The following is a 17,317-nucleotide window of genomic DNA, read 5'->3' as shown; positions in this document are numbered from 1 at the left end:
ATTACGTCTGTTACGTCCGGTCATAATGTCACCTTTTTTGACTATGAGGCGATGATATCACCTCTATTCAGGTGGCCAAATTCAGTGTGCCACTACAGACTCAACCGATGTTGATGTAAGGTTAGTTAGTTTTAAGCACTTTGATTTTCAGTGTACCCAAGAGTGTACCCAAGCCAATTCATAAAAACACAGACCCCAGGAACCACAATGCCTGCCAGTCAAACCTCTAGGAGCACTCTCTGATGCTGGAGATGTTATTACAGTGGTACCGCCGTCGTTTTACCGATCCGCAGGCCATCGCGCTGTTGGTGATCCTGGTTGCCGGATTCCTCATTCTCTATTTTCTGCATGGCATTCTGACCCCGTTACTGGTGGCCATCGTGCTGGCGTACCTGCTGGAGTGGCCGACTGCGCGGCTGCAACGCATCGGCTGTTCGCGCAATTGGGCGGCGAGCATGGTGATGATCATGTTTGCCGGTATCGCGATGCTGCTGGTGTTTGTGGTGGCACCGACCGCCTGGCAACAGGGTATCAACCTGATGACCGATCTGCCGGGTATGCTCAATCAGTTCTATAACTTTGCCGCGACGCTGCCGAAGCGTTATCCGGCGCTGGTGGATGCCGGTATCATCGATATGATGGCGGAAAACCTGCGCGGGCGTTTGTCGGGCATGGGGGAGTCGGTGGTGAAATTCTCACTGGCTTCGCTGGTTGGGCTGTTGACGCTGGCGATTTACCTGATCCTGGTGCCGATGATGATGTTCTTCCTGCTGAAGGACAAAGAGCAAATGCTCAACGCGGTGCGCCGCGTGCTGCCACGTAATCGCGGGCTGGCCGGGCAGGTATGGATCGAGATGAATCAGCAAATCACCAACTATATTCGCGGCAAGGTGCTGGAGATGGTGATTGTCGGCATAGCGACCTATCTGGTGTTCGTTGTTCTGGACATGCGCTATTCATTGCTGCTGGCGGTGCTGGTCGGTGTCTCGGTGCTGATCCCCTATATTGGCGCGGTGCTGGTAACCATTCCGGTGGTGGTGGTGGCGATGTTCCAGTGGGGTATCGGAGCGGATTTCTGGACGCTGATTGTCGCCTATCTGGTGGTGCAGGCGCTGGATGGTAATCTGCTGGTGCCGATCCTGTTCTCCGAGGCGGTCAACCTGCATCCGTTGGTGATTATTCTGTCGGTGATCATTTTCGGCGGGCTGTGGGGCTTCTGGGGCGTGTTCTTTGCTATCCCGCTGGCGACGTTGGTGAAGGCGGTGATCCACGCCTGGCCGGACGAACTGCGGGTGGAAACGGAACAGGAATAGGCAGGAATAACGAAGCGCAGCAGGCCGCTGCGCTTCGTATAAATTATTGCTGCAGGTAACTCAGAACGATGTCGTGATGATTGGTGGTTTTGAAATCATCAAACACTTTTTCAACCTTGCCCTTGCCGTCGAGCAAGAAGCTGATGCGGTGAATGCCGTCATAGGTTTTACCCATGAAGGTTTTCTCACCCCAAACGCCAAACTGCTGTGCTACCTGGTGATCCTCATCAGACAACAACGTGAAGTTTAACAACTCTTTCTCGGCAAAACGCGACAGTTTTTCGGGTTTATCCGTGCTGATGCCCAGAACTTCGACACCCGCTTTTTTCAAGTCATCCATGTTATCCCGCAAACCGCAGGCCTGTACGGTACAGCCCGGCGTCATCGCCTTGGGATAAAAATAAACCAGTACTCGTTGTCCCTGGAAGTCGGCCAGATTAATTTCCTCACCGTCCTGGTCAGGCAAACTAAAGTTTGGCGCTGTGTCACCGGCTTTCAATGGGGTCATCACTACTCTCCATCTTTCTCATCATGCTGTGGATAGTTCACAACGCTAATACTGCCTTGTGCTTTCAATTCTGTACATAGGCGATGAAAGGCTTGCTCAATATTTGATGCATCAGGGTTGCCAGGGCTGTGTGCGGTGATCTGAATATGGAGCTGGGGCGGCAGGTCGCTTTCTGCCGGTTGGGTGCGCGACACCAGCTCGGCAATGTTCATTTGGCTGGAGTGGAACAGATCGGTAAAACGTTCAATGATGTGCGGTGAATCCTTCACCTCAACCTGTACCCACACCGTGGCCGGCATCGGCGGCCTTTCGTGCGAGTTGGTGCGCTTCATCACAATCAGCAGCTCCAGCTCTGCGCCTTTTTGCGGCAGGGTGGATTCGATCAGGGTAATGGCGTTCCAACTGCCGGAAAGCAGCATGATGAAAGTGAACTCCTCACCCAGCATGGCCAGACGGCTATCTTCGATATTGCATCCGCAACTGCTGACGTGGCGGGTGATGGCATTGACGATCCCGGGGCGGTCGGTACCGAGCGCGGTAATCACGAGATAGTGTTCATCTGGCTTAGGCAAAATGGAGCTTCCTGTCGTGCACAATGGGGTTACCATGGTAAACATAAAAAAAACCGCCTGCCAAGCGCTTACAACACCGTTGTTTGCTTGCTTTTGGATAGGCAGCAAAAGTACCATGAGTGACTTGTTTGTGGAGGGGACGGCCAATGTTTACGGGAAGTATTGTTGCACTGGTTACGCCGATGGACGACACAGGTGCTGTCGATCGCGCGAGCCTAAAAAAATTGATTGATTATCATGTAGCCAGTGGAACTGCGGCTATCGTTTCCGTAGGGACTACCGGTGAGTCCGCAACGCTTGCCCATGACGAGCACGTTGACGTGGTATTGCAGACGCTGGAGCTGGCCGCTGGCCGCATTCCGGTGATCGCCGGTACCGGCGCCAACGCCACCGCTGAAGCCATTTCGCTGACCCAGCGCTTCGAAAACACCGGCGTAGTGGGTTGCCTGACGGTCACGCCTTACTACAATAAACCGACTCAGGAAGGGCTGTATCAGCACTTCAAGGCGATTGCCGAAAGCACCGCGCTGCCACAGATCCTCTATAACGTGCCTTCTCGCACCGGGTGTGACATGCTGCCGCCGGTGATTGCGCGTTTAGCAAAAATTAAGAATATTGTTGCTGTTAAAGAGGCAACAGGGAACTTAAGTCGTGTAAGTCAGATCCAAGTGCTGGTTGATGATGAAGACTTCATTTTGCTGAGCGGCGATGACGCCAGCGGTCTGGATTTCATGCAACTGGGCGGCAAAGGGGTGATTTCCGTGACGGCCAACGTGGCGGCGCGTGAAATGGCGCAACTTTGCGCGCTGGCAGCACAGGGTAACTTTGCTGAGGCACGCCGCTTAAATCAGCGCTTGATGCCGTTGCATCAGGATTTGTTTGTAGAAGCAAACCCGATCCCGGTGAAATGGGCCTGTAAGGCATTGGGATTGATGGCAACCGATACAATGCGTCTGCCTATGACGCCGTTGACCGACGCTGCCCGTCCGGTAGTGGAACGCGCCTTGAAAAGCGCCGGTTTGCTGTAACTCTAAGGGAAATTTGATGGTTTATTCATTGCAAAAGTCGACGGTAGCAAAAGTCGTGGGTATTTCGCTGGTGATGATGCTGGTGGGTTGTACCACCGATCAGCGTTACAAACGCCAGGTTAGCGGCGATGAGTCTTACCTCGACGCGTCGGTGCTCAAGCCACTGAACACACCAGCCGGTATGATCCTGCCGGTGCAAAGCGGTAATTATGATGTTCCGGCCACCACGCTGAAAGGCGGCGTCGGCAAGCAACTGGATATTCGTCCGCCAGTACAGCCACTGGCCTTGCTGAGCGGTTCACGTGCGCAATATGCTGGCGACAGCGGCACGCTGCTGCTGGAAAACAGCCCGCAGAACCAGAACCTGTGGTCACGCGTGACCAGCATGCTGCAAACGAAGAACATTGCGATCGCCTCACGTCAGGACGCTACTCAGACCCTGACCACCGACTGGGTGAAGTGGAACCGTCTGGATGAAGACAACCAGTACGAAGGCCGCTACCAGATCAGCGTACAGCAGCAGGGTTACCAGCAGGCGCTGGTGGTGAAAACCGTCGGCCTGCAGCAGCAGGGTAAAACCGAGCAGATTACCGATCCGTCGGAAGTGCAGCGCTACAACGGCATGATGATGAACACTCTGGTTGAAGGCCTGGACAAGCAGGACAACCTGGCGAGCAACCAGTCTGCCAACCGTTTCGGCGCGCTGGACGTGCAGAGTGGCGCAGATGATACCGGCCTGCCGATGTTGGTCGTGCGCGGTCCGTACACCGTGGTGTGGGATCGTCTGCCGGCGGCGCTGGAAAAACTGGGGATGAAAGTGGGTGACCGCAGCCGTCCGCAGGGTACCGTTGCCGTGACCTACAAATCCCTGAGCAGCAGCGATTGGGATGCGTTGGGCGTCAAGGATCCTGAGCTGAAAGAAGGGGATTACAAACTGCAGGTGGGTGACTTGAACAACCGTTCCAGCCTGCAATTTATCGATTCTAAAGGGAAACCGTTGACCCAGTCGCAAAACGACGGGTTGGTTGCGGCATTCCAGTCAGCTTTCAGTAAAACCAGCGTTAAATAACTGAAAAGGGGCCAAGGCCCCTTTTTCTTTGATGGCTACGGTATCGTTTGCGTCGCAGATTTGGCACAATATACCCATCATTCTTGCAGCGTTTTTAAAACAATTCTTTATTGGAGTAACTAAGATGCAAAAGCTAGCTGAGCTGTATCGCGGAAAGGCAAAAACCGTCTACACCACCGAAAATCCTGATCTGTTGGTGTTGGAGTTCCGCAACGATACGTCAGCACTGGATGGTCAGCGCATTGAGCAGTTTGATCGCAAAGGCATGGTGAACAACAAGTTCAACCATTTCATCATGAGCAAACTGGAAGAAGCCGGCATCCCGACGCAAATGGAACGCCTGTTGTCAGACAACGAAGTGCTGGTGAAGAAGCTGGACATGGTGCCGGTCGAGTGTGTGATCCGCAACCGTGCCGCCGGTTCACTGGTGAAGCGTCTGGGTATTGAAGAAGGCCTGGTACTGAACCCGCCGCTGTTTGACCTGTTCCTGAAAAACGATGCCATGCACGATCCCATGGTCAACGAGTCCTATTGTGAAACCTTTGGTTGGGTGAACAAAGAGCACCTGGCACGCATGCGTGAGCTGAGCTATCTGGCGAACGACGTGCTGAGCAAGCTGTTTGACGATGCTGGCCTGATCCTGGTCGACTTCAAACTGGAGTTCGGCTTGTTCAATGGCGAAGTGGTGCTGGGTGATGAGTTCTCACCGGACGGCAGCCGCCTGTGGGATAAAAACACCCTGGACAAGATGGACAAAGACCGTTTCCGTCAGAGCCTGGGTGGCTTGATCGAAGCCTACGAAGAAGTGGCTCGCCGTATCGGCGTCAAACTAGACTAAGCGTTTTCTTGCTATACGGGGTCTCTCCGGCCCCGTCATTCTCCTGACTTTCCCCGCCGCCTATTCCTTCTGTCGGCATTTCCAGAAAAATTCTACATTTCCTTTGCCGCTGAGCATTTATAATGATCTACGTAATATGACAAAAACCTAATCTGGAGTTTATATATGCGTTGGCAAGGGCGTCGGGAAAGTGACAATGTTGAGGATCGTCGCGGGCAGTCTTCAGGTCTGGGTGGCGGTGGCGGCGGTTTCCGCGTGCCTCGCGGCAAGGGCGGTATCGCCATTCTGGTGGTGGTGCTGGTGGCCGGCTATTACGGCATCGATCTTTCGCCGCTGTTGAACGGTGGGGACGTCAGCCCGCAAACTCAGCAACAAAGCGCCAGCATCAGTCCAAAAGACGATGAACTGGCTAAATTTACCTCGGTGGTGCTGGCCTCTACCGAAGATAACTGGAAAGAAGTTTTCCAGCGTATGGGCAAAACCTACCAGCCACCCAAACTGGTGATGTATCGCGGCGTCACGCGCACCAGCTGCGGCACCGGTCAGGCGGCGATGGGGCCGTTCTACTGCCCGGGCGACAAAACGGTGTATATCGACCTGTCGTTCTATCAGGATATGAAAACCAAGCTGGGGGCCGGCGGTGACTTTGCCCAGGCCTATGTGGTGGCGCACGAAGTGGGCCACCATGTACAGAACCTGCTGGGCATTGAGCCTAAAGTGCGTCAGATGCAGCAGGGTGCCAGCCAGGCGGAAGTGAATCGTCTGTCGGTGAAAATGGAACTGCAAGCGGACTGCTTTGCCGGCGTTTGGGGCAAATATGCCGAGAAGCAACAGATGTTGGAAGAGGGCGACTTGCAGGCGGCGTTGAACGCAGCGCAGGCGATCGGCGACGACCGTTTGCAGCAACAGGGTCAGGGACGAGTGGTGCCGGACAGCTTCACCCACGGTACCTCGCAGCAGCGCTACACCTGGTTTAAACAGGGTTTCGATAGCGGTGATCCTAATACCTGCAACACCTTCGCCTCCCGTTAACATGCATGCCGGAGCCTGACTCCGGCATTTTTTTAGGTCTGGGTCTGGATCCTGATGTTACAGGCAATGCAACAACTTATGCAGCAGCAGGGCATCAGGCGCCTGCTGGTGCTCAGTGGCGAGCCGCAATGGTGTCGTCAGCAAGCACAACGGCTGGCGACCACCCTGCCGGGCGACTGGCCGTGGGTGGGAGAAAATCCGCCGCCCGCTATGCAGTCGCTGGCCAGTGGTGCGGCACGGACATTGCTGGGGCAGGAGCGATTGCATGCGGTGTTTGATGCGACCCGCGGCCTGGATGTAGAGGCGCTGGCCGCACTGGCCGGTACCCTGCGCGCCGGCAGTTGGTTGTTGTTGCTGACACCACCATGGCAACCATGGCATCAGCAGCCGGACTCCGACAGCCTGCGCTGGAGCGATTGCCCGCAGCCGATCACCACCCCAAATTTCATTCACCATTTGCAGCAACACCTGGCGGCGGACAACGAAGTCACGCTCTGGCGAGAGGATGAGCCGCTGACTTTGGCACCCTTGCCAATACGCCCGCAGTGGCAAGCGCCGAATGGCCAGCCGACTCCCGAGCAGCAAAGGCTGCTGGCACAATTACTCGGTGCCGAGTCAGGCGTTTGGGTGCTGACCGCTGCCCGTGGGCGCGGCAAGTCAACGGTGGCTGGCATGCTGGTGGCGAACACGCCGCTCACCTGCTGGATCACCGGGCCCAGCCGAGCGGCTACCGAGGTCGCTGGTGAATGGGCGCAGGGCCGCGCACAATTTTGGGCACCGGACGCGTTGTTGGCCCATTGTCGCGAACATGACGTCAGCGACGTGGGCTGGCTGCTGGTGGACGAAGCGGCGGCGATCCCCGGCCCGTTGCTGCAACAGCTGGTTAGCCATTTCCCCCGCGTTTTGCTGACCACCACGGTACAGGGATATGAAGGCACCGGCCGGGGGTTTTTACTGAAATTTTGCGCGGGGTTGCCTGAGTTCCAGTCGCTGGGGTTACAGCAGCCCATGCGTTGGGCACCCGGTGATGCGCTGGAACGTATCGTCGATAACGCGCTGTTGTTCAACGAACTGCCACTCTGGCAGGCGACGAATAAGCCGGTCAGTATCAGCGGGGTCGAACAAGGGGCGTTGTGTGCCGATCCTCAAGACTTAGTGCGTTTTTACGCCCTGCTAAGCAGTGCCCATTACCGTACTTCTCCGCTCGATTTACGGCGACTGATGGATGCGCCCGGCATGCATTTTGGCGTGGCACGGGTTGAAGATGAGGTGGTTGGCGCGCTGTGGTTGGTGGACGAAGGTGGCCTGAGTGCCGAACTGGCACATGAAGTCTGGGCCGGGCGGCGGCGACCGCGCGGCAACCTGGTGGCGCAGTCGCTGGCGGCACATGGCGGCCAGTGGTGGGCGCCGACGCTGCGCTCACGGCGTATTACCCGCATTGCAGTATTACCGGCATTACGTCAGCAGGGCATCGCCCGCAGCCTGATCGCGCAGCAACGGCAGCAAGCGCAGGGGCTGGATTACCTCTCGGTCAGCTTTGGTTACACCGAGTCGCTGTGGCGCTTTTGGCAATCCTGTAGTTTTGAACTGGTGCGTATCGGCAGCAAAACGGAAGCCAGCAGCGGTTGTTACACCGCCATGGCCATCCTGCCGCTGAGTGAGCAGGGTGAGGCGCTGCGGCATGCGGCGCATAAGCATCTGGCGCGTGACTGGCGCTGGCTGCAGCCGCGTATTGATCTGCAACTGGAAATCACCGGTGACGACGGCGATATCCAGTTGGGCGAGGATGACTGGCGTGAACTGGCCGGGTTCGCCTTCGCCCATCGGCCGCTTGAGGCCAGCCTGGGGGCGCTACAACGTTTACTGCTAGCCAGTCCTTTACCGCTGCCCGCACTGCGTCAGCATCTGCAACAGCAAACGACGCCGGCGGGCTGCGTGGCGTTGCTTGGCTTCAGCGGTCAGAAGGCTTTGCTACGCCGCTGGCGGCAGGAGGCGGGGTTAGCGCTTGAGCAGCTTGATGCCCAGCACTGCTTGCGCTGGCACAACTGGTCGCAATCGTTGGAATAAATTGAAGATGTTGCTCAATAAAACCCGATTTTCCTGAATTCTCAGCGGCGTATAGTAGCTGACAGGAACCCGGGCAACTGGCGCCGGGCAGAATTTGAACAATACGAGGAGTCACCGATGAAACATGAGCATTTTGTTGTACAGAGCCCGGCAACCCCGGCTGCGCAGCTGATCCTGCTGTTTCACGGTGTTGGCGATACCCCAGAGGCGATGGGCGAGATTGGCAGCTATTTCGCCAAAGACTTCCCGCAGGCGCTGGTGGTCAGCATTGGTGGCCCTTTTGCCTTCGGTAACGGCAGCGGCCGGCAGTGGTTTTCGGTGCAGGGTGTGACCGAAGAAAACCGCGCCGAGCGCATTGCTGAAGTGATGCCGCAGTTTATCGAAACTGTGCGTTACTGGCAGCAGCAGAGCGGCGTGAATGATGCCGGCACCGCACTGGTCGGTTTTTCTCAGGGTTCAATCATGGCGCTGGAAGCCTTGAAGGCAGAACCTAACCTGGCCGGCCGGGTAGTGGCTTTTAGCGGGCGTTTTGCCAGCCTGCCGGAGCGGGCGTTCGGTGATTGCGTGGTGCACTTGATCCACGGCGAACAGGATGCGGTGATTGCGGTGCAGCATGCCAGGGCGGCAGCAGAACAACTGCAGGCTATCGGCGTCGATTTCACGCTGGACGTGGAAGAAGACGTGGGGCACGCCATCAATCAGGGCATGATGAACGATGCCCTCGAACGGCTGCATTACTACGTGCCTCAGCGCTACTGGGATGAAGCGATGTTTGGCAAACGCGGCGATTTGATCGCTTTTAAATAAACTTCAGGGCGCTAAATGCGCCCTGATATCATTTCTTCTTCGGCCAGTCGTCGTCGTTATCCCACTCGGCGTTGTTATCGCGGTGCGGTGGCAGTTCCGGCTTATCGGCCAGATAGCGTTTGACGTCAACGCGGCGCAGCTCTTTGATCCCACTGATAATCATGCCGAATAAAATCAGCAGGATAATCCACCAGTAGTCAGCTAACCATTCCATATTTACTCCTTTCCTTCAGGGCGTATAAAACGCGAAAATATCGATGGCAAATGCTCTTCAAGCCATTGGGCACCGGCAACGTCCTTATTTTTCCAGGCTGCCAGCAGCAGCGCCGGCGTCAGCAGATGCTCGGCTTCACGCGCCAGTGGCCGGTAACTCAGATGCCAGGGTTCTACCGCCACGCCGTCACCTTCTTCGGTGAACGGACGGTAAAAGCCAAATTCAGCCATATGCGCCGTCATCCACTGATTGAGCGGATAAAAGTAGCCGCCATGCTGATATTCCCAGGGCTCCAACTGCAGCTTTTGCCCTGCCGGTAACAGTGAGGGATCGTAGACGTCGAGGTCACTGCCCCAGTGATGGCGGCTGGCACCCGGCAAGGCCGACCAACGCAGGATTGCCTCACAGCGCTCGGCGGCGGACAGTGGCGTGATGTCGATCGGTCGGCTGTCCTTATCTAATACTGGGCGCTGCCCGCAGAATTTTCCATTCCAGATCGCCTGTTGACGATCAAAATCACGAAATGTGCTGGCAGGCTGAAGATCAAACCCGGCCGCAAGTGCTGCCTGTTGCATGGCGAGAAACGCGGCCACGGCGGCGGGCTGCAACCGGTGGTTACCGCTGAGCGGTACCAGGTGTTCGGTCGAGCACCCGGTCAGCATTTCTGGCGTGATCATGCGACCAGTTGCTCCATGATGCGTTGGTACATGCGGCTGAGCAGCTGCAAGTCGGCCGCGTGTACGCATTCGTTGACCTTATGGATCGTCGCGTTGACCGGCCCCAGCTCAACCACTTGCGCGCCCATCTGGGCGATAAAGCGGCCGTCTGAGGTGCCCCCGGTGGTCAGCAACTGTGGCGTCAGCTCAGAATAGTGTTCGACGGCGTTAACCACCGCATCCACCAGTGCGCCGCGTGCGGTCAGGAACGGCTGGCCCGACAGACGCCATTCGATGCTGTAGTTCAACTGGTGGCGCTCGAGCAGTTCTTCCACGCGTTGTTTGATGGTTGCGTCGGTCGATTCAGTGCTGAAACGGAAGTTGAACTGGACGAACATCTCGCCCGGGATCACGTTGTTGCTGCCGGTACCGGCCTGCACGTTAGCGATCTGCATGCTGGTCGGCGGGAAGAATTCATTGCCGCGATCCCACTCGGTCGCCACCAATTCATTCAGTGCCGGCATGGCACGGTGTACCGGGTTATCCGCCAGGTGCGGATAGGCGACATGGCCCTGAATACCGTGAATGTGCAGGTTGGCGGTGATCGAGCCGCGACGGCCGTTCTTGACCACGTCCCCGACACGTTCGGTACTGGAAGGCTCGCCGACCAGGCAATAATCCAGGCGCTCATTACGCGCCATCAGCGCCTCTACCACCTTCACCGTACCATGGGTAGCACTGGCTTCTTCATCGGAGGTGATCAGGAAGGCCAGACGACCCTGATGCTGCGGGTTGGCTGCCACAAAACGCTCAGCCGCCACGACCATCGCGGCCAGCGAACCTTTCATGTCTGCCGCGCCACGGCCATACAGCATGCCGTCGCGGATGGTTGGCTCAAACGGTGGGTTATCCCAGCGTTTTTCGTCGCCGGTCGGTACCACGTCGGTGTGGCCGGCAAACGCCAGCGTTTGACCTTCGCCACGCCAGGCCCAGAAATTCAGGGTATCGCCGAACGGCATGGGCTCAACGGTAAAACCAATGGCTTCCAGACGCTCAATCATCAATGCCTGACAGCCTTCATCGTGCGGGCTGAGCGACGGGCGTTTAATCAACTGTTGAGCCAGTTCGATAACCGGGCAAATCATGCTGCCACCTCGGAAATAAATTGCTGGTAGCCTTCGGCACTGAAGCCGAGCAGGGCGTGTCCGTTGCCGTCGTCCAGCAGCGGGCGTTTGATGATTGCCGGCTGAGCCAGCATCAGCGCGATGGCCGCATCGGCATTGTCGCAGGCGGTGCGCTGCGCTTCATCCAGCTTGCGCCAGGTGGTACCGCGGGTATTCAGCAGCGGCTCCCAGCCCAGGCGTTCGACAAAACCGCGCAGCTGCTGTTCGTCCAGCCCGTCGGCGCGGTAGTCGTGAAATTGATAAGCCACACCCTGTTCTTCCAGCCAGCGGCGTGCTTTTTTGATGGTGTCACAATTTTTGATGCCGTACATGGTCAACGTCATGGAGTAAGAACCTTCTCTGCAACCCAGCACCGGCGCGCTGCCGGTGGTAAACCGCCGGTGGCGGTGAAATGAAAGCCAGCGGACAGCATGCCGAAAAATGGCGGGGAGTTCCACCGTCCAATGGTCTGAAAGGCGGGGGAAAGCTGAAAAAATGCCGATCGCGTTTATTGCGGTGCTTTTTTGCTAATCTCACTGTGCTACTCAGTAACCCTACATCAGAAGAAGATCATGGAAAATTACCGAATCGAAGTCACCGAAAGCGCCATCGACGAAATAGAAGCGCTGATTGCAGAAGGGCTGAATCAATATAACGATGAAGTGACCGGCACCAACGATCGTCGCCCGCTAGGGGTGGTGGTGAGAGACCCGATCAGCGGCGAAGTACTGGGCGGTATTAGCGGGCGTTCATCGTTGGGTATGTTGTTTGTCGATCTGTTTTATCTGCCAAAATCGCTGCGTGGCTCAGGACTGGGCAGTGAGTTGCTGCGTCGCTTTGAGCTGGAAGGGCGGCGCAGGGGCTGCGTTTCCGCCGTGCTGTACACCATCAGCTTTCAGGCACCGAAGTTTTATGAGTTGAACGGCTGGACGCGCTTTGGCGAAGTACCCTGTCTGCCGGCAGGTACCAGCCGGATCTTTATGATGAAGACGCTGTAGATGGCTGGTCAGAAATTATTCTCTGGCCTGACGTAATTTATAACTCAGACTTTTTTTCACCATCGGCCATTCGTGGTCGATGATGGAAAAAACCACCGATAAATTCACTTTTCGCCCTGATCCTGAGACCAGTGTTTCATTTCTTCGCTGATAAAATAATTAACCAGATCGCGATACATTTTTTCTATCACCTCCGGGCTTAAGCCTTGCTCATCGGCCCAGACTCGTCTTTGCAGCAGCATGGCCTCCAAGCGTTCTTTGGCGCGTACCGCATCGGGGCTGGTCTTGAATTTGGCCGCAGCCTTTACGTAGGCGAAGCGCTGGGCAATCAGCTTGATGATGCTTTCGTCCATCATGTCTATTTCAGCGCGAATATCATTCATGTTCGCACAGTCCTGCGGAGACAGCCGATTTTCAATGAGCAATGGGGAGTTCCTTTAAGGTTTTTTCAGCGGACATAACCATTCTGCTGCAGTCGCTCTAAAGCTGCGCTGTCGGCATAGACCATGCCGGTAGTCAGCTCACGGAAGTGGTATTTTTTGTAGAATTCCAGCTTGTCGGGCACCGAGTAGATAAACACTTTGCCGAGCGGGGCCAAATCCTGCATGACCCGATCCATCAGCTGACGTCCCAAACCCTGGCCCTGAAAGTCTGGATGCAGGGCCACATCGGCCAGATAGGCAACTGACGTCATGTCGCTAATGGCGTGGGCGGTGGCGATCAGCCGGCCATCAAGGTAGCCCCAGTAGCAAAATTGGCTGTGCTGATAAACGCGCTGCAGGACCTGCGAGTCACGCTGGCCCAATCCGGCGGCTTCCAGTAGCCCGGCCAACTGCAGCCAGTCGACGCCGTAGCGGTTCGGGTCGGTCACGATTTCCATGTTGACCTCGCTTAGCCAATCCGATCCAGATCGGCGGCGTATTGGCGGATCGCACGCTGGTAGCTGCTGATGTCGCTATGCGAGGAGGTTTCAGCCAGCAACAACAACAGGTCGGCTACCGCTTGCTTGGTTTCACCCAGGTTGTACAGCGTCATGGCGCGGAACAGGGTGAGTTCTTTGGCCTGCGGGAACTCGCTCAGCCCTTCGTCGAAGGCGGCCAGCGATTGGTGATACAGGCCGAGCGCCCGGTAGGTACTGCCCAGACCAAGCCAGGCCTCCTGCCGTTGCGTTGCCGACAAATTGCGCGTCAGTGCTGCGAGGTAACAGGGGATCGCCTGCTGCTCAAAGCCCTGAACGTCATACAGGCAAGCCAATTGGTAGTGCAGGGCGGCGTCTTCCGGTTGTTGCAGTAGCTGTTGTTGCGCCAGCTCGGTCGCTTCCTGATAGCGGCCCAACTCTTTTAATTGTTCGATGGTCAGCGTAGGGGACATCACATGGCCTTAGGTGAGTAGGGTTTTTGTACCTTTTGCACGCTACTACGGAAGAATTCATCGCACAAGGGGTATAGGCATTGCTGAAGGAAGGTTGGCCCCGCGATCCGGGGCCGGTTTTACTGTCAAAGTTGCCTTTTAGCCCGAGATACCCGGGCCTAGAGCACCGAGGGGCCATTATGGGACACATCCTTGTGTCCCACCCTGCGGGCCGACTGGAAGTCGTTCCAACTTGTTCCCGACAAGTTGGTCGGCAGCTAAAGCTGCTACGACCCCTTCGGCACGCTCTCCCTAATAACTGGCTTTTCAACGGGTTACTGTGGGCGATCAGAACTCGTGTTTGAGCGTCAGCATGAAGTTACGCGGCTCACCATAGTTGCGGGTACTGTAGAAATTAACCTGCGAGTAGTATTTCTGGTCGAAAACATTGTTCAGGTTAAGTTGCACCGCGGTTTGCGGCGTCAGCCTGTAACGCGCCATCGCATCGACCAGAACGTAAGACCCTTGCTCGGCTTTGCGATTGACCATTTCACCGTTCCTGGCACCGTTGACGTTGGCGTAAACGCTGCTCTGCCAGCGTGCGCCGCCGCCCAGCGTCAGGTCGCGCAAGGCCCCCGTCAGTTGGTAGGTGGTGAACAGGTTGATGCGGGTACGCGGCTGCTCGGTGTTGAGATCGACCTTATTTTTGTCCTTCAGTGAGAAGTGGGTAATGCCAAACTGTGCGTTCCAGCCCTGAGCCAGCTCGCCGTTCAGTTCGAACTCAACGCCTTTGCTGGTGGCGCCCTGGCTCTCATGATAGGTCTGTTGCAGCCAGTCCAGATTGGCGGTGTCTTCGTCCAGCACGCCCAGATTGTCTTGCGTGATGCGGAATGCCGACAGCGACAGGTTGAGCCGCTCATTCAACAGGGCCGCTTTGATGCCCACTTCCTTATTCACCCCTTCGATCGGCGCCAGGTAGTGGCCGCTGCTGTCGAGTAGATTCTGATCCTTGAAGATGTTGGTGTAGCTGGCATAGGCAGAGACCTGATCGGTCAGCTTATAGATCGTACCGACGAACGGAGTGACTTTATTCGCGGTGCTGGTGGTGGTGTTTTTAAAGCTATTGAAGCGAGCGCCGAGTATCAGATCCAGACGGTCGGTTACCGAGAAGTCAGCGCTGCTGTAGAAGCCGATTTGTCGCGTACGGTAATCCATTTGCGGCATTCTGTCTGACCACTCGGGTTCGCCCAGACCGCCATTCCAATCCAGCAGGCTGCCGCTAAACAGTTGTGAGGCGCTGGCGCTACGAGAGGTGCTGTAACTGTGCTGCCAGGCTGAAGAGCTGCCCACCACAAACTTGTGATTACGGCCCAACAGGCTGAAATCACCGTTCAGCTTCAGGTCTACCGCATGTTGATCCCGGTATCCTTCATAACGCCCGACATAAGGGGTTGAAGGTTTCACCGCCCAGGTATCCGGATCAATCAGCCCGCCAAGGCTCATTGCCATTTTGGCATCGAAGACCTGCCGACTGTGGGTGTAGTTGGCTACGCCTTTCCAGTCGTTCTCGAACTGGTGCTCCAGCGTAGCGAACTGGGTGCTGAGCGTGGTGTCCCAGCTTGACCAGTCAGAGGCACCGTTATAGTGGCGATCCCAATTGATCTCGCTGCCGTCGCTGAACCAGCCGGTCGGCAGTGCACCACCCCAGGTGGAGGCTTTAGGCCGGTTTTGTTGATAATCCGCCCCCAGGCGCAGCAGGGTATCGCTGTTCAGATCGGCTTCCAGCGTGCCGTAGATCACTCCTTTGCGTTCCTGATGTCTGTCCATAAACGAGTGGCTACGTTCGCCGGCGGCGGCGATGCGCACCCTGACGGTGCCTTCGTCATTGAGCGGTGTGCCGACATCGACCGTGGTGCGGTAGTGATCCCAGGAACCGGCGGAGAGTTCGACGCGGGCAAAAGGAGAAAGGCTGGACGCTTTCTTTCTGACCAGGTTGATGGCCGCGCCCGGATTACCGACGCCGTTCAGCAGACCGGCGGCCCCCCTGACGATCTCGACGTGATCCAGCGTGATCGAGTCAATTTCCGACTCGCCGCCGGAATAACCCGAATCAAAGAAGGTGGGAACACCGTCGTATTGATAGTTATCGACGCTAAAACCGCGGTAATTGAACGAGGAGCGTTCGCTGTCGTAGTTACTCTCGCTGACACCGGTGGACCAGCGCAGGATATCCTTTAGCGAATAAGCATTGATATCGTCAATTTGCTGGCGGGTGATGACCGCGACCGACTGCGGCGTATTCTTGATGCTCAGCGGCAAGCCGGTGGCGGTGTTCATTTGACTGGTGGTGTAGGAGCCGGTGTTTTCGGTACTGCCATCCTCGCTTAACGGCGAAGCGACCACCTCCAGGGTTTCTTCTTTCTGTGGGGAGGGGGCCTGCCCGGTCCCCGCCGCCTGTGCCACCATGACCGGCAGGCACAGCAGTACCCCGCCGGAAAGGCGGATCATAAAACTAGCCATGACCTGCCTCACAATCCGCCGAGATTAATCTTGAGCAGATAGTCCTGCTTTTTCTCCATCTCTTCCTTGGACTGCTTGATGCTGGCGAAGAGGCTATTGCCGTCGGCTGAAAGCGCCAGGCTGTTAGGCAAAGCGCGGGTGACGATGCTGTTTTTGACCTGGTAGCTGTTGCTGTCAACGATGCTGATGCGCTTGGCCTCGCGGTGAGTGATGTAGATCTCGCTGCGCGCCGGGTTGAACAGCACCGCCAGTGAGTTGATCACGTCAATCTGGTGCAGGATTTTGCCGCTGTTGATATCGACTACCAGCACGTTCGGCAGGTCGGGGTCGGTGAGGAAGACGCGACCGGTTTTGCTGTCCAGACTGATGTTAAGGAAGAAATGTCTCTTGGCGGGTTCTACCACCAGACGATTGAGGATCTGGTGGCTGCTGGTGTCCAGAGTAATCAGTTCGCCGCCGCCGTTAACGCAGTAGATACGGCCACGTTCGCTGTCCAGGGCAAGGCCGGTAGGGTATTCGCCGACGTCGCTCAGGGTGGCAATTTTTTCCCGCTTGGCGGTATCGATCACCCACAGCACGCCTTTCTTGGAAGTGCCAGAGACATACAAACGCTGATTTTTCTTATCAAGCACCATTTCACGCGTCGGGATGAATTGGTCTTCTTTCATGCTTTCACTGAGCTGGATGGTCGCGAGTTCTTTACCACTCTGGGTATCGAGCAGGGTGACGGAACCGTCCACGGTGTTACCGATGTACAGGACATGCCGTTCTTCATCCAGCGCGGTGGCGAAGGCACGACGTTGGGTAGTGATTTTCCCATCCGTGGCCAGCGTGGCTGGGTTGATACGGTAAACAATACCGCCGTTGTTGCCTTTGGCGAATGAAGGCGTAGAAGCGGCAAACAAGGTGTTGTTTTGACCATCAAATGCCAGTTCATACAGGCCGTATCCCACCGGTTTGGTCTGGAAATGGCTTTCTGGCAGCTCAGCGGCCAGCGTAGAGCAAGACAGCAGCAGCATGGCGGAGGTCAGTGCGCTGAAAGAGAAACCTTTGCCTGGGGTGGACAGGTGCAACTTCATATACATTCCTTTACATCAGTTTACGATTCAATGATGCTAATGATATTGATAATTAATATCAATATCATTTAATTAATCATGTGGGTGTGTGAGTTTTATTTAT

At 56.3% G+C, this 17,317-nt stretch carries 19 protein-coding genes; 8 read left to right on the top strand and 11 right to left on the bottom strand.

The annotated features are described in order from the left end of the window. Positions 1–242 precede the first annotated feature (242 nt). The gene (locus OC597_RS11505) at positions 243–1,313 is read left to right on the top strand and encodes an AI-2E family transporter (RefSeq protein WP_261259109.1); all 1,071 of its coding nucleotides are present in this window, start codon (positions 243–245) and stop codon (positions 1,311–1,313) included. Positions 1,314–1,356: 43 nt separating this feature from the next. On the opposite strand, the gene bcp is transcribed toward OC597_RS11505, so the two are convergent. Together bcp and OC597_RS11495 are read right to left on the bottom strand one after the other, a co-directional pair. Next, positions 1,357–1,821 (bottom strand): thioredoxin-dependent thiol peroxidase, encoded by a 465-nt coding sequence (gene bcp / locus OC597_RS11500; protein WP_085118108.1) that lies wholly within the window; start codon positions 1,819–1,821, stop codon positions 1,357–1,359. Positions 1,822–1,823: 2 nt separating this feature from the next. Continuing rightward, entirely contained in the window at positions 1,824–2,429 is a 606-nt protein-coding gene (locus OC597_RS11495) for a glycine cleavage system transcriptional repressor (protein ID WP_261259302.1), read from the bottom strand. Positions 2,430–2,539: 110 nt separating this feature from the next. Here OC597_RS11495 and dapA point away from each other — a divergent pair, with 110 nt between their 5' ends. From dapA to ypfH, 6 genes are all read left to right on the top strand, one after another. Further along, positions 2,540–3,421 carry a 4-hydroxy-tetrahydrodipicolinate synthase gene (gene dapA, locus OC597_RS11490; RefSeq protein WP_099062580.1) on the top strand — a complete coding sequence of 294 codons (882 nt, stop codon included), beginning with the start codon at positions 2,540–2,542 and terminating at the stop codon, positions 3,419–3,421. 16 nt (positions 3,422–3,437) lie between these two features. Further along, a complete protein-coding gene (bamC, locus tag OC597_RS11485; protein WP_261259113.1) occupies positions 3,438–4,490 on the top strand; it encodes an outer membrane protein assembly factor BamC in 1,053 nt (350 codons plus the stop codon). Positions 4,491–4,614: 124 nt separating this feature from the next. Continuing rightward, entirely contained in the window at positions 4,615–5,328 is a 714-nt protein-coding gene (purC, locus tag OC597_RS11480) for a phosphoribosylaminoimidazolesuccinocarboxamide synthase (RefSeq protein WP_085118101.1), read from the top strand. Positions 5,329–5,493: 165 nt separating this feature from the next. Beyond that, positions 5,494–6,360: a KPN_02809 family neutral zinc metallopeptidase gene (gene ypfJ, locus OC597_RS11475; RefSeq protein WP_012146218.1), complete on the top strand. Its 867-nt coding sequence runs from the start codon at positions 5,494–5,496 to the stop codon at positions 6,358–6,360. Between the two features lie 54 nt (positions 6,361–6,414). Next, positions 6,415–8,427 (top strand): tRNA(Met) cytidine acetyltransferase TmcA, encoded by a 2,013-nt coding sequence (locus OC597_RS11470; protein ID WP_262208770.1) that lies wholly within the window; start codon positions 6,415–6,417, stop codon positions 8,425–8,427. A 117-nt stretch (positions 8,428–8,544) separates the two neighbouring features. Beyond that, positions 8,545–9,234 carry an esterase gene (gene ypfH, locus OC597_RS11465; RefSeq protein ID WP_261259119.1) on the top strand — a complete coding sequence of 230 codons (690 nt, stop codon included), beginning with the start codon at positions 8,545–8,547 and terminating at the stop codon, positions 9,232–9,234. Positions 9,235–9,262: 28 nt separating this feature from the next. Here the strand turns inward: ypfH and OC597_RS11460 are convergent, their stop codons facing one another. The 4 genes from OC597_RS11460 to OC597_RS11445 are packed head-to-tail and all read right to left on the bottom strand — an operon-like array spanning position 9,263 to position 11,611. Continuing rightward, positions 9,263–9,448, bottom strand: a complete 186-nt coding sequence (locus tag OC597_RS11460; RefSeq protein WP_099062576.1) for a YpfN family protein — start codon at positions 9,446–9,448, stop codon at positions 9,263–9,265. A 2-nt stretch (positions 9,449–9,450) separates the two neighbouring features. Continuing rightward, positions 9,451–10,125, bottom strand: a complete 675-nt coding sequence (locus tag OC597_RS11455) for a M15 family metallopeptidase (protein WP_262208767.1) — start codon at positions 10,123–10,125, stop codon at positions 9,451–9,453. Continuing rightward, the gene (gene dapE, locus OC597_RS11450; RefSeq protein ID WP_112348697.1) at positions 10,122–11,249 is read right to left on the bottom strand and encodes a succinyl-diaminopimelate desuccinylase; all 1,128 of its coding nucleotides are present in this window, start codon (positions 11,247–11,249) and stop codon (positions 10,122–10,124) included. Before dapE ends, OC597_RS11455 begins: the two co-directional genes overlap by 4 nt. Beyond that, entirely contained in the window at positions 11,246–11,611 is a 366-nt protein-coding gene (locus OC597_RS11445) for an ArsC family reductase (protein WP_085118090.1), read from the bottom strand. The genes dapE and OC597_RS11445 overlap by 4 nt, the downstream gene beginning before the upstream one ends. Before the next feature lie 228 nt (positions 11,612–11,839). On the opposite strand from OC597_RS11445, the gene OC597_RS11440 reads away from it, so the two are divergent. Continuing rightward, positions 11,840–12,265: a GNAT family N-acetyltransferase gene (locus OC597_RS11440; protein WP_262208766.1), complete on the top strand. Its 426-nt coding sequence runs from the start codon at positions 11,840–11,842 to the stop codon at positions 12,263–12,265. A 104-nt stretch (positions 12,266–12,369) separates the two neighbouring features. Here the strand turns inward: OC597_RS11440 and OC597_RS11435 are convergent, their stop codons facing one another. From OC597_RS11435 to yncE, 5 genes are all read right to left on the bottom strand, one after another. Further along, on the bottom strand, positions 12,370–12,648 hold the full coding sequence (locus OC597_RS11435) for a chorismate mutase (protein WP_410071707.1): 279 nt from the start codon (positions 12,646–12,648) through the stop codon (positions 12,370–12,372). 65 nt (positions 12,649–12,713) lie between these two features. Continuing rightward, positions 12,714–13,145: a GNAT family N-acetyltransferase gene (locus OC597_RS11430; RefSeq protein WP_262208765.1), complete on the bottom strand. Its 432-nt coding sequence runs from the start codon at positions 13,143–13,145 to the stop codon at positions 12,714–12,716. Between the two features lie 11 nt (positions 13,146–13,156). Next, the gene (locus OC597_RS11425; protein ID WP_262208764.1) at positions 13,157–13,636 is read right to left on the bottom strand and encodes a tetratricopeptide repeat protein; all 480 of its coding nucleotides are present in this window, start codon (positions 13,634–13,636) and stop codon (positions 13,157–13,159) included. 327 nt (positions 13,637–13,963) lie between these two features. Further along, positions 13,964–16,135 carry a TonB-dependent siderophore receptor gene (locus tag OC597_RS11420; protein ID WP_262208762.1) on the bottom strand — a complete coding sequence of 724 codons (2,172 nt, stop codon included), beginning with the start codon at positions 16,133–16,135 and terminating at the stop codon, positions 13,964–13,966. A gap of 8 nt (positions 16,136–16,143) precedes the next feature. Beyond that, positions 16,144–17,214: a 7-bladed beta-propeller protein YncE gene (gene yncE, locus OC597_RS11415; RefSeq protein ID WP_262208760.1), complete on the bottom strand. Its 1,071-nt coding sequence runs from the start codon at positions 17,212–17,214 to the stop codon at positions 16,144–16,146. Between the last annotated feature and the right edge of the window lie 103 nt (positions 17,215–17,317).

Source organism: Serratia proteamaculans, assembly GCF_946227095.1.
Lineage (GTDB): Bacteria > Pseudomonadota > Gammaproteobacteria > Enterobacterales > Enterobacteriaceae > Serratia > Serratia proteamaculans_E.
The sequence above is the reverse complement of the archived record's forward strand: the minus strand, read 5'-3'. Positions and strand labels throughout refer to the sequence as shown.

Bases quoted from the DNA above. Each gene is read 5' to 3' on its own strand.
- OC597_RS11495 (WP_261259302.1), bottom strand. From the start codon at position 2,429: ATGGTAACCCCATTGTGCACGACAGGAAGCTCCATTTTGCCTAAGCCA.
- OC597_RS11425 (WP_262208764.1), bottom strand. From the start codon at position 13,636: ATGTCCCCTACGCTGACCATCGAACAATTAAAAGAGTTGGGCCGCTAT.
- OC597_RS11420 (WP_262208762.1), bottom strand. From the start codon at position 16,135: ATGGCTAGTTTTATGATCCGCCTTTCCGGCGGGGTACTGCTGTGCCTG.
- OC597_RS11430 (WP_262208765.1), bottom strand. From the start codon at position 13,145: ATGGAAATCGTGACCGACCCGAACCGCTACGGCGTCGACTGGCTGCAG.
- ypfH (WP_261259119.1), top strand. From the start codon at position 8,545: ATGAAACATGAGCATTTTGTTGTACAGAGCCCGGCAACCCCGGCTGCG.
- bamC (WP_261259113.1), top strand. From the start codon at position 3,438: ATGGTTTATTCATTGCAAAAGTCGACGGTAGCAAAAGTCGTGGGTATT.
- dapE (WP_112348697.1), bottom strand. From the start codon at position 11,249: ATGATTTGCCCGGTTATCGAACTGGCTCAACAGTTGATTAAACGCCCG.
- OC597_RS11445 (WP_085118090.1), bottom strand. From the start codon at position 11,611: ATGACGTTGACCATGTACGGCATCAAAAATTGTGACACCATCAAAAAA.
- OC597_RS11435 (WP_410071707.1), bottom strand. From the start codon at position 12,648: ATGAATGATATTCGCGCTGAAATAGACATGATGGACGAAAGCATCATC.
- yncE (WP_262208760.1), bottom strand. From the start codon at position 17,214: ATGAAGTTGCACCTGTCCACCCCAGGCAAAGGTTTCTCTTTCAGCGCA.
- OC597_RS11470 (WP_262208770.1), top strand. From the start codon at position 6,415: ATGTTACAGGCAATGCAACAACTTATGCAGCAGCAGGGCATCAGGCGC.
- dapA (WP_099062580.1), top strand. From the start codon at position 2,540: ATGTTTACGGGAAGTATTGTTGCACTGGTTACGCCGATGGACGACACA.
- OC597_RS11505 (WP_261259109.1), top strand. From the start codon at position 243: ATGCTGGAGATGTTATTACAGTGGTACCGCCGTCGTTTTACCGATCCG.
- OC597_RS11455 (WP_262208767.1), bottom strand. From the start codon at position 10,125: ATGATCACGCCAGAAATGCTGACCGGGTGCTCGACCGAACACCTGGTA.
- OC597_RS11460 (WP_099062576.1), bottom strand. From the start codon at position 9,448: ATGGAATGGTTAGCTGACTACTGGTGGATTATCCTGCTGATTTTATTC.
- bcp (WP_085118108.1), bottom strand. From the start codon at position 1,821: ATGACCCCATTGAAAGCCGGTGACACAGCGCCAAACTTTAGTTTGCCT.
- ypfJ (WP_012146218.1), top strand. From the start codon at position 5,494: ATGCGTTGGCAAGGGCGTCGGGAAAGTGACAATGTTGAGGATCGTCGC.
- purC (WP_085118101.1), top strand. From the start codon at position 4,615: ATGCAAAAGCTAGCTGAGCTGTATCGCGGAAAGGCAAAAACCGTCTAC.
- OC597_RS11440 (WP_262208766.1), top strand. From the start codon at position 11,840: ATGGAAAATTACCGAATCGAAGTCACCGAAAGCGCCATCGACGAAATA.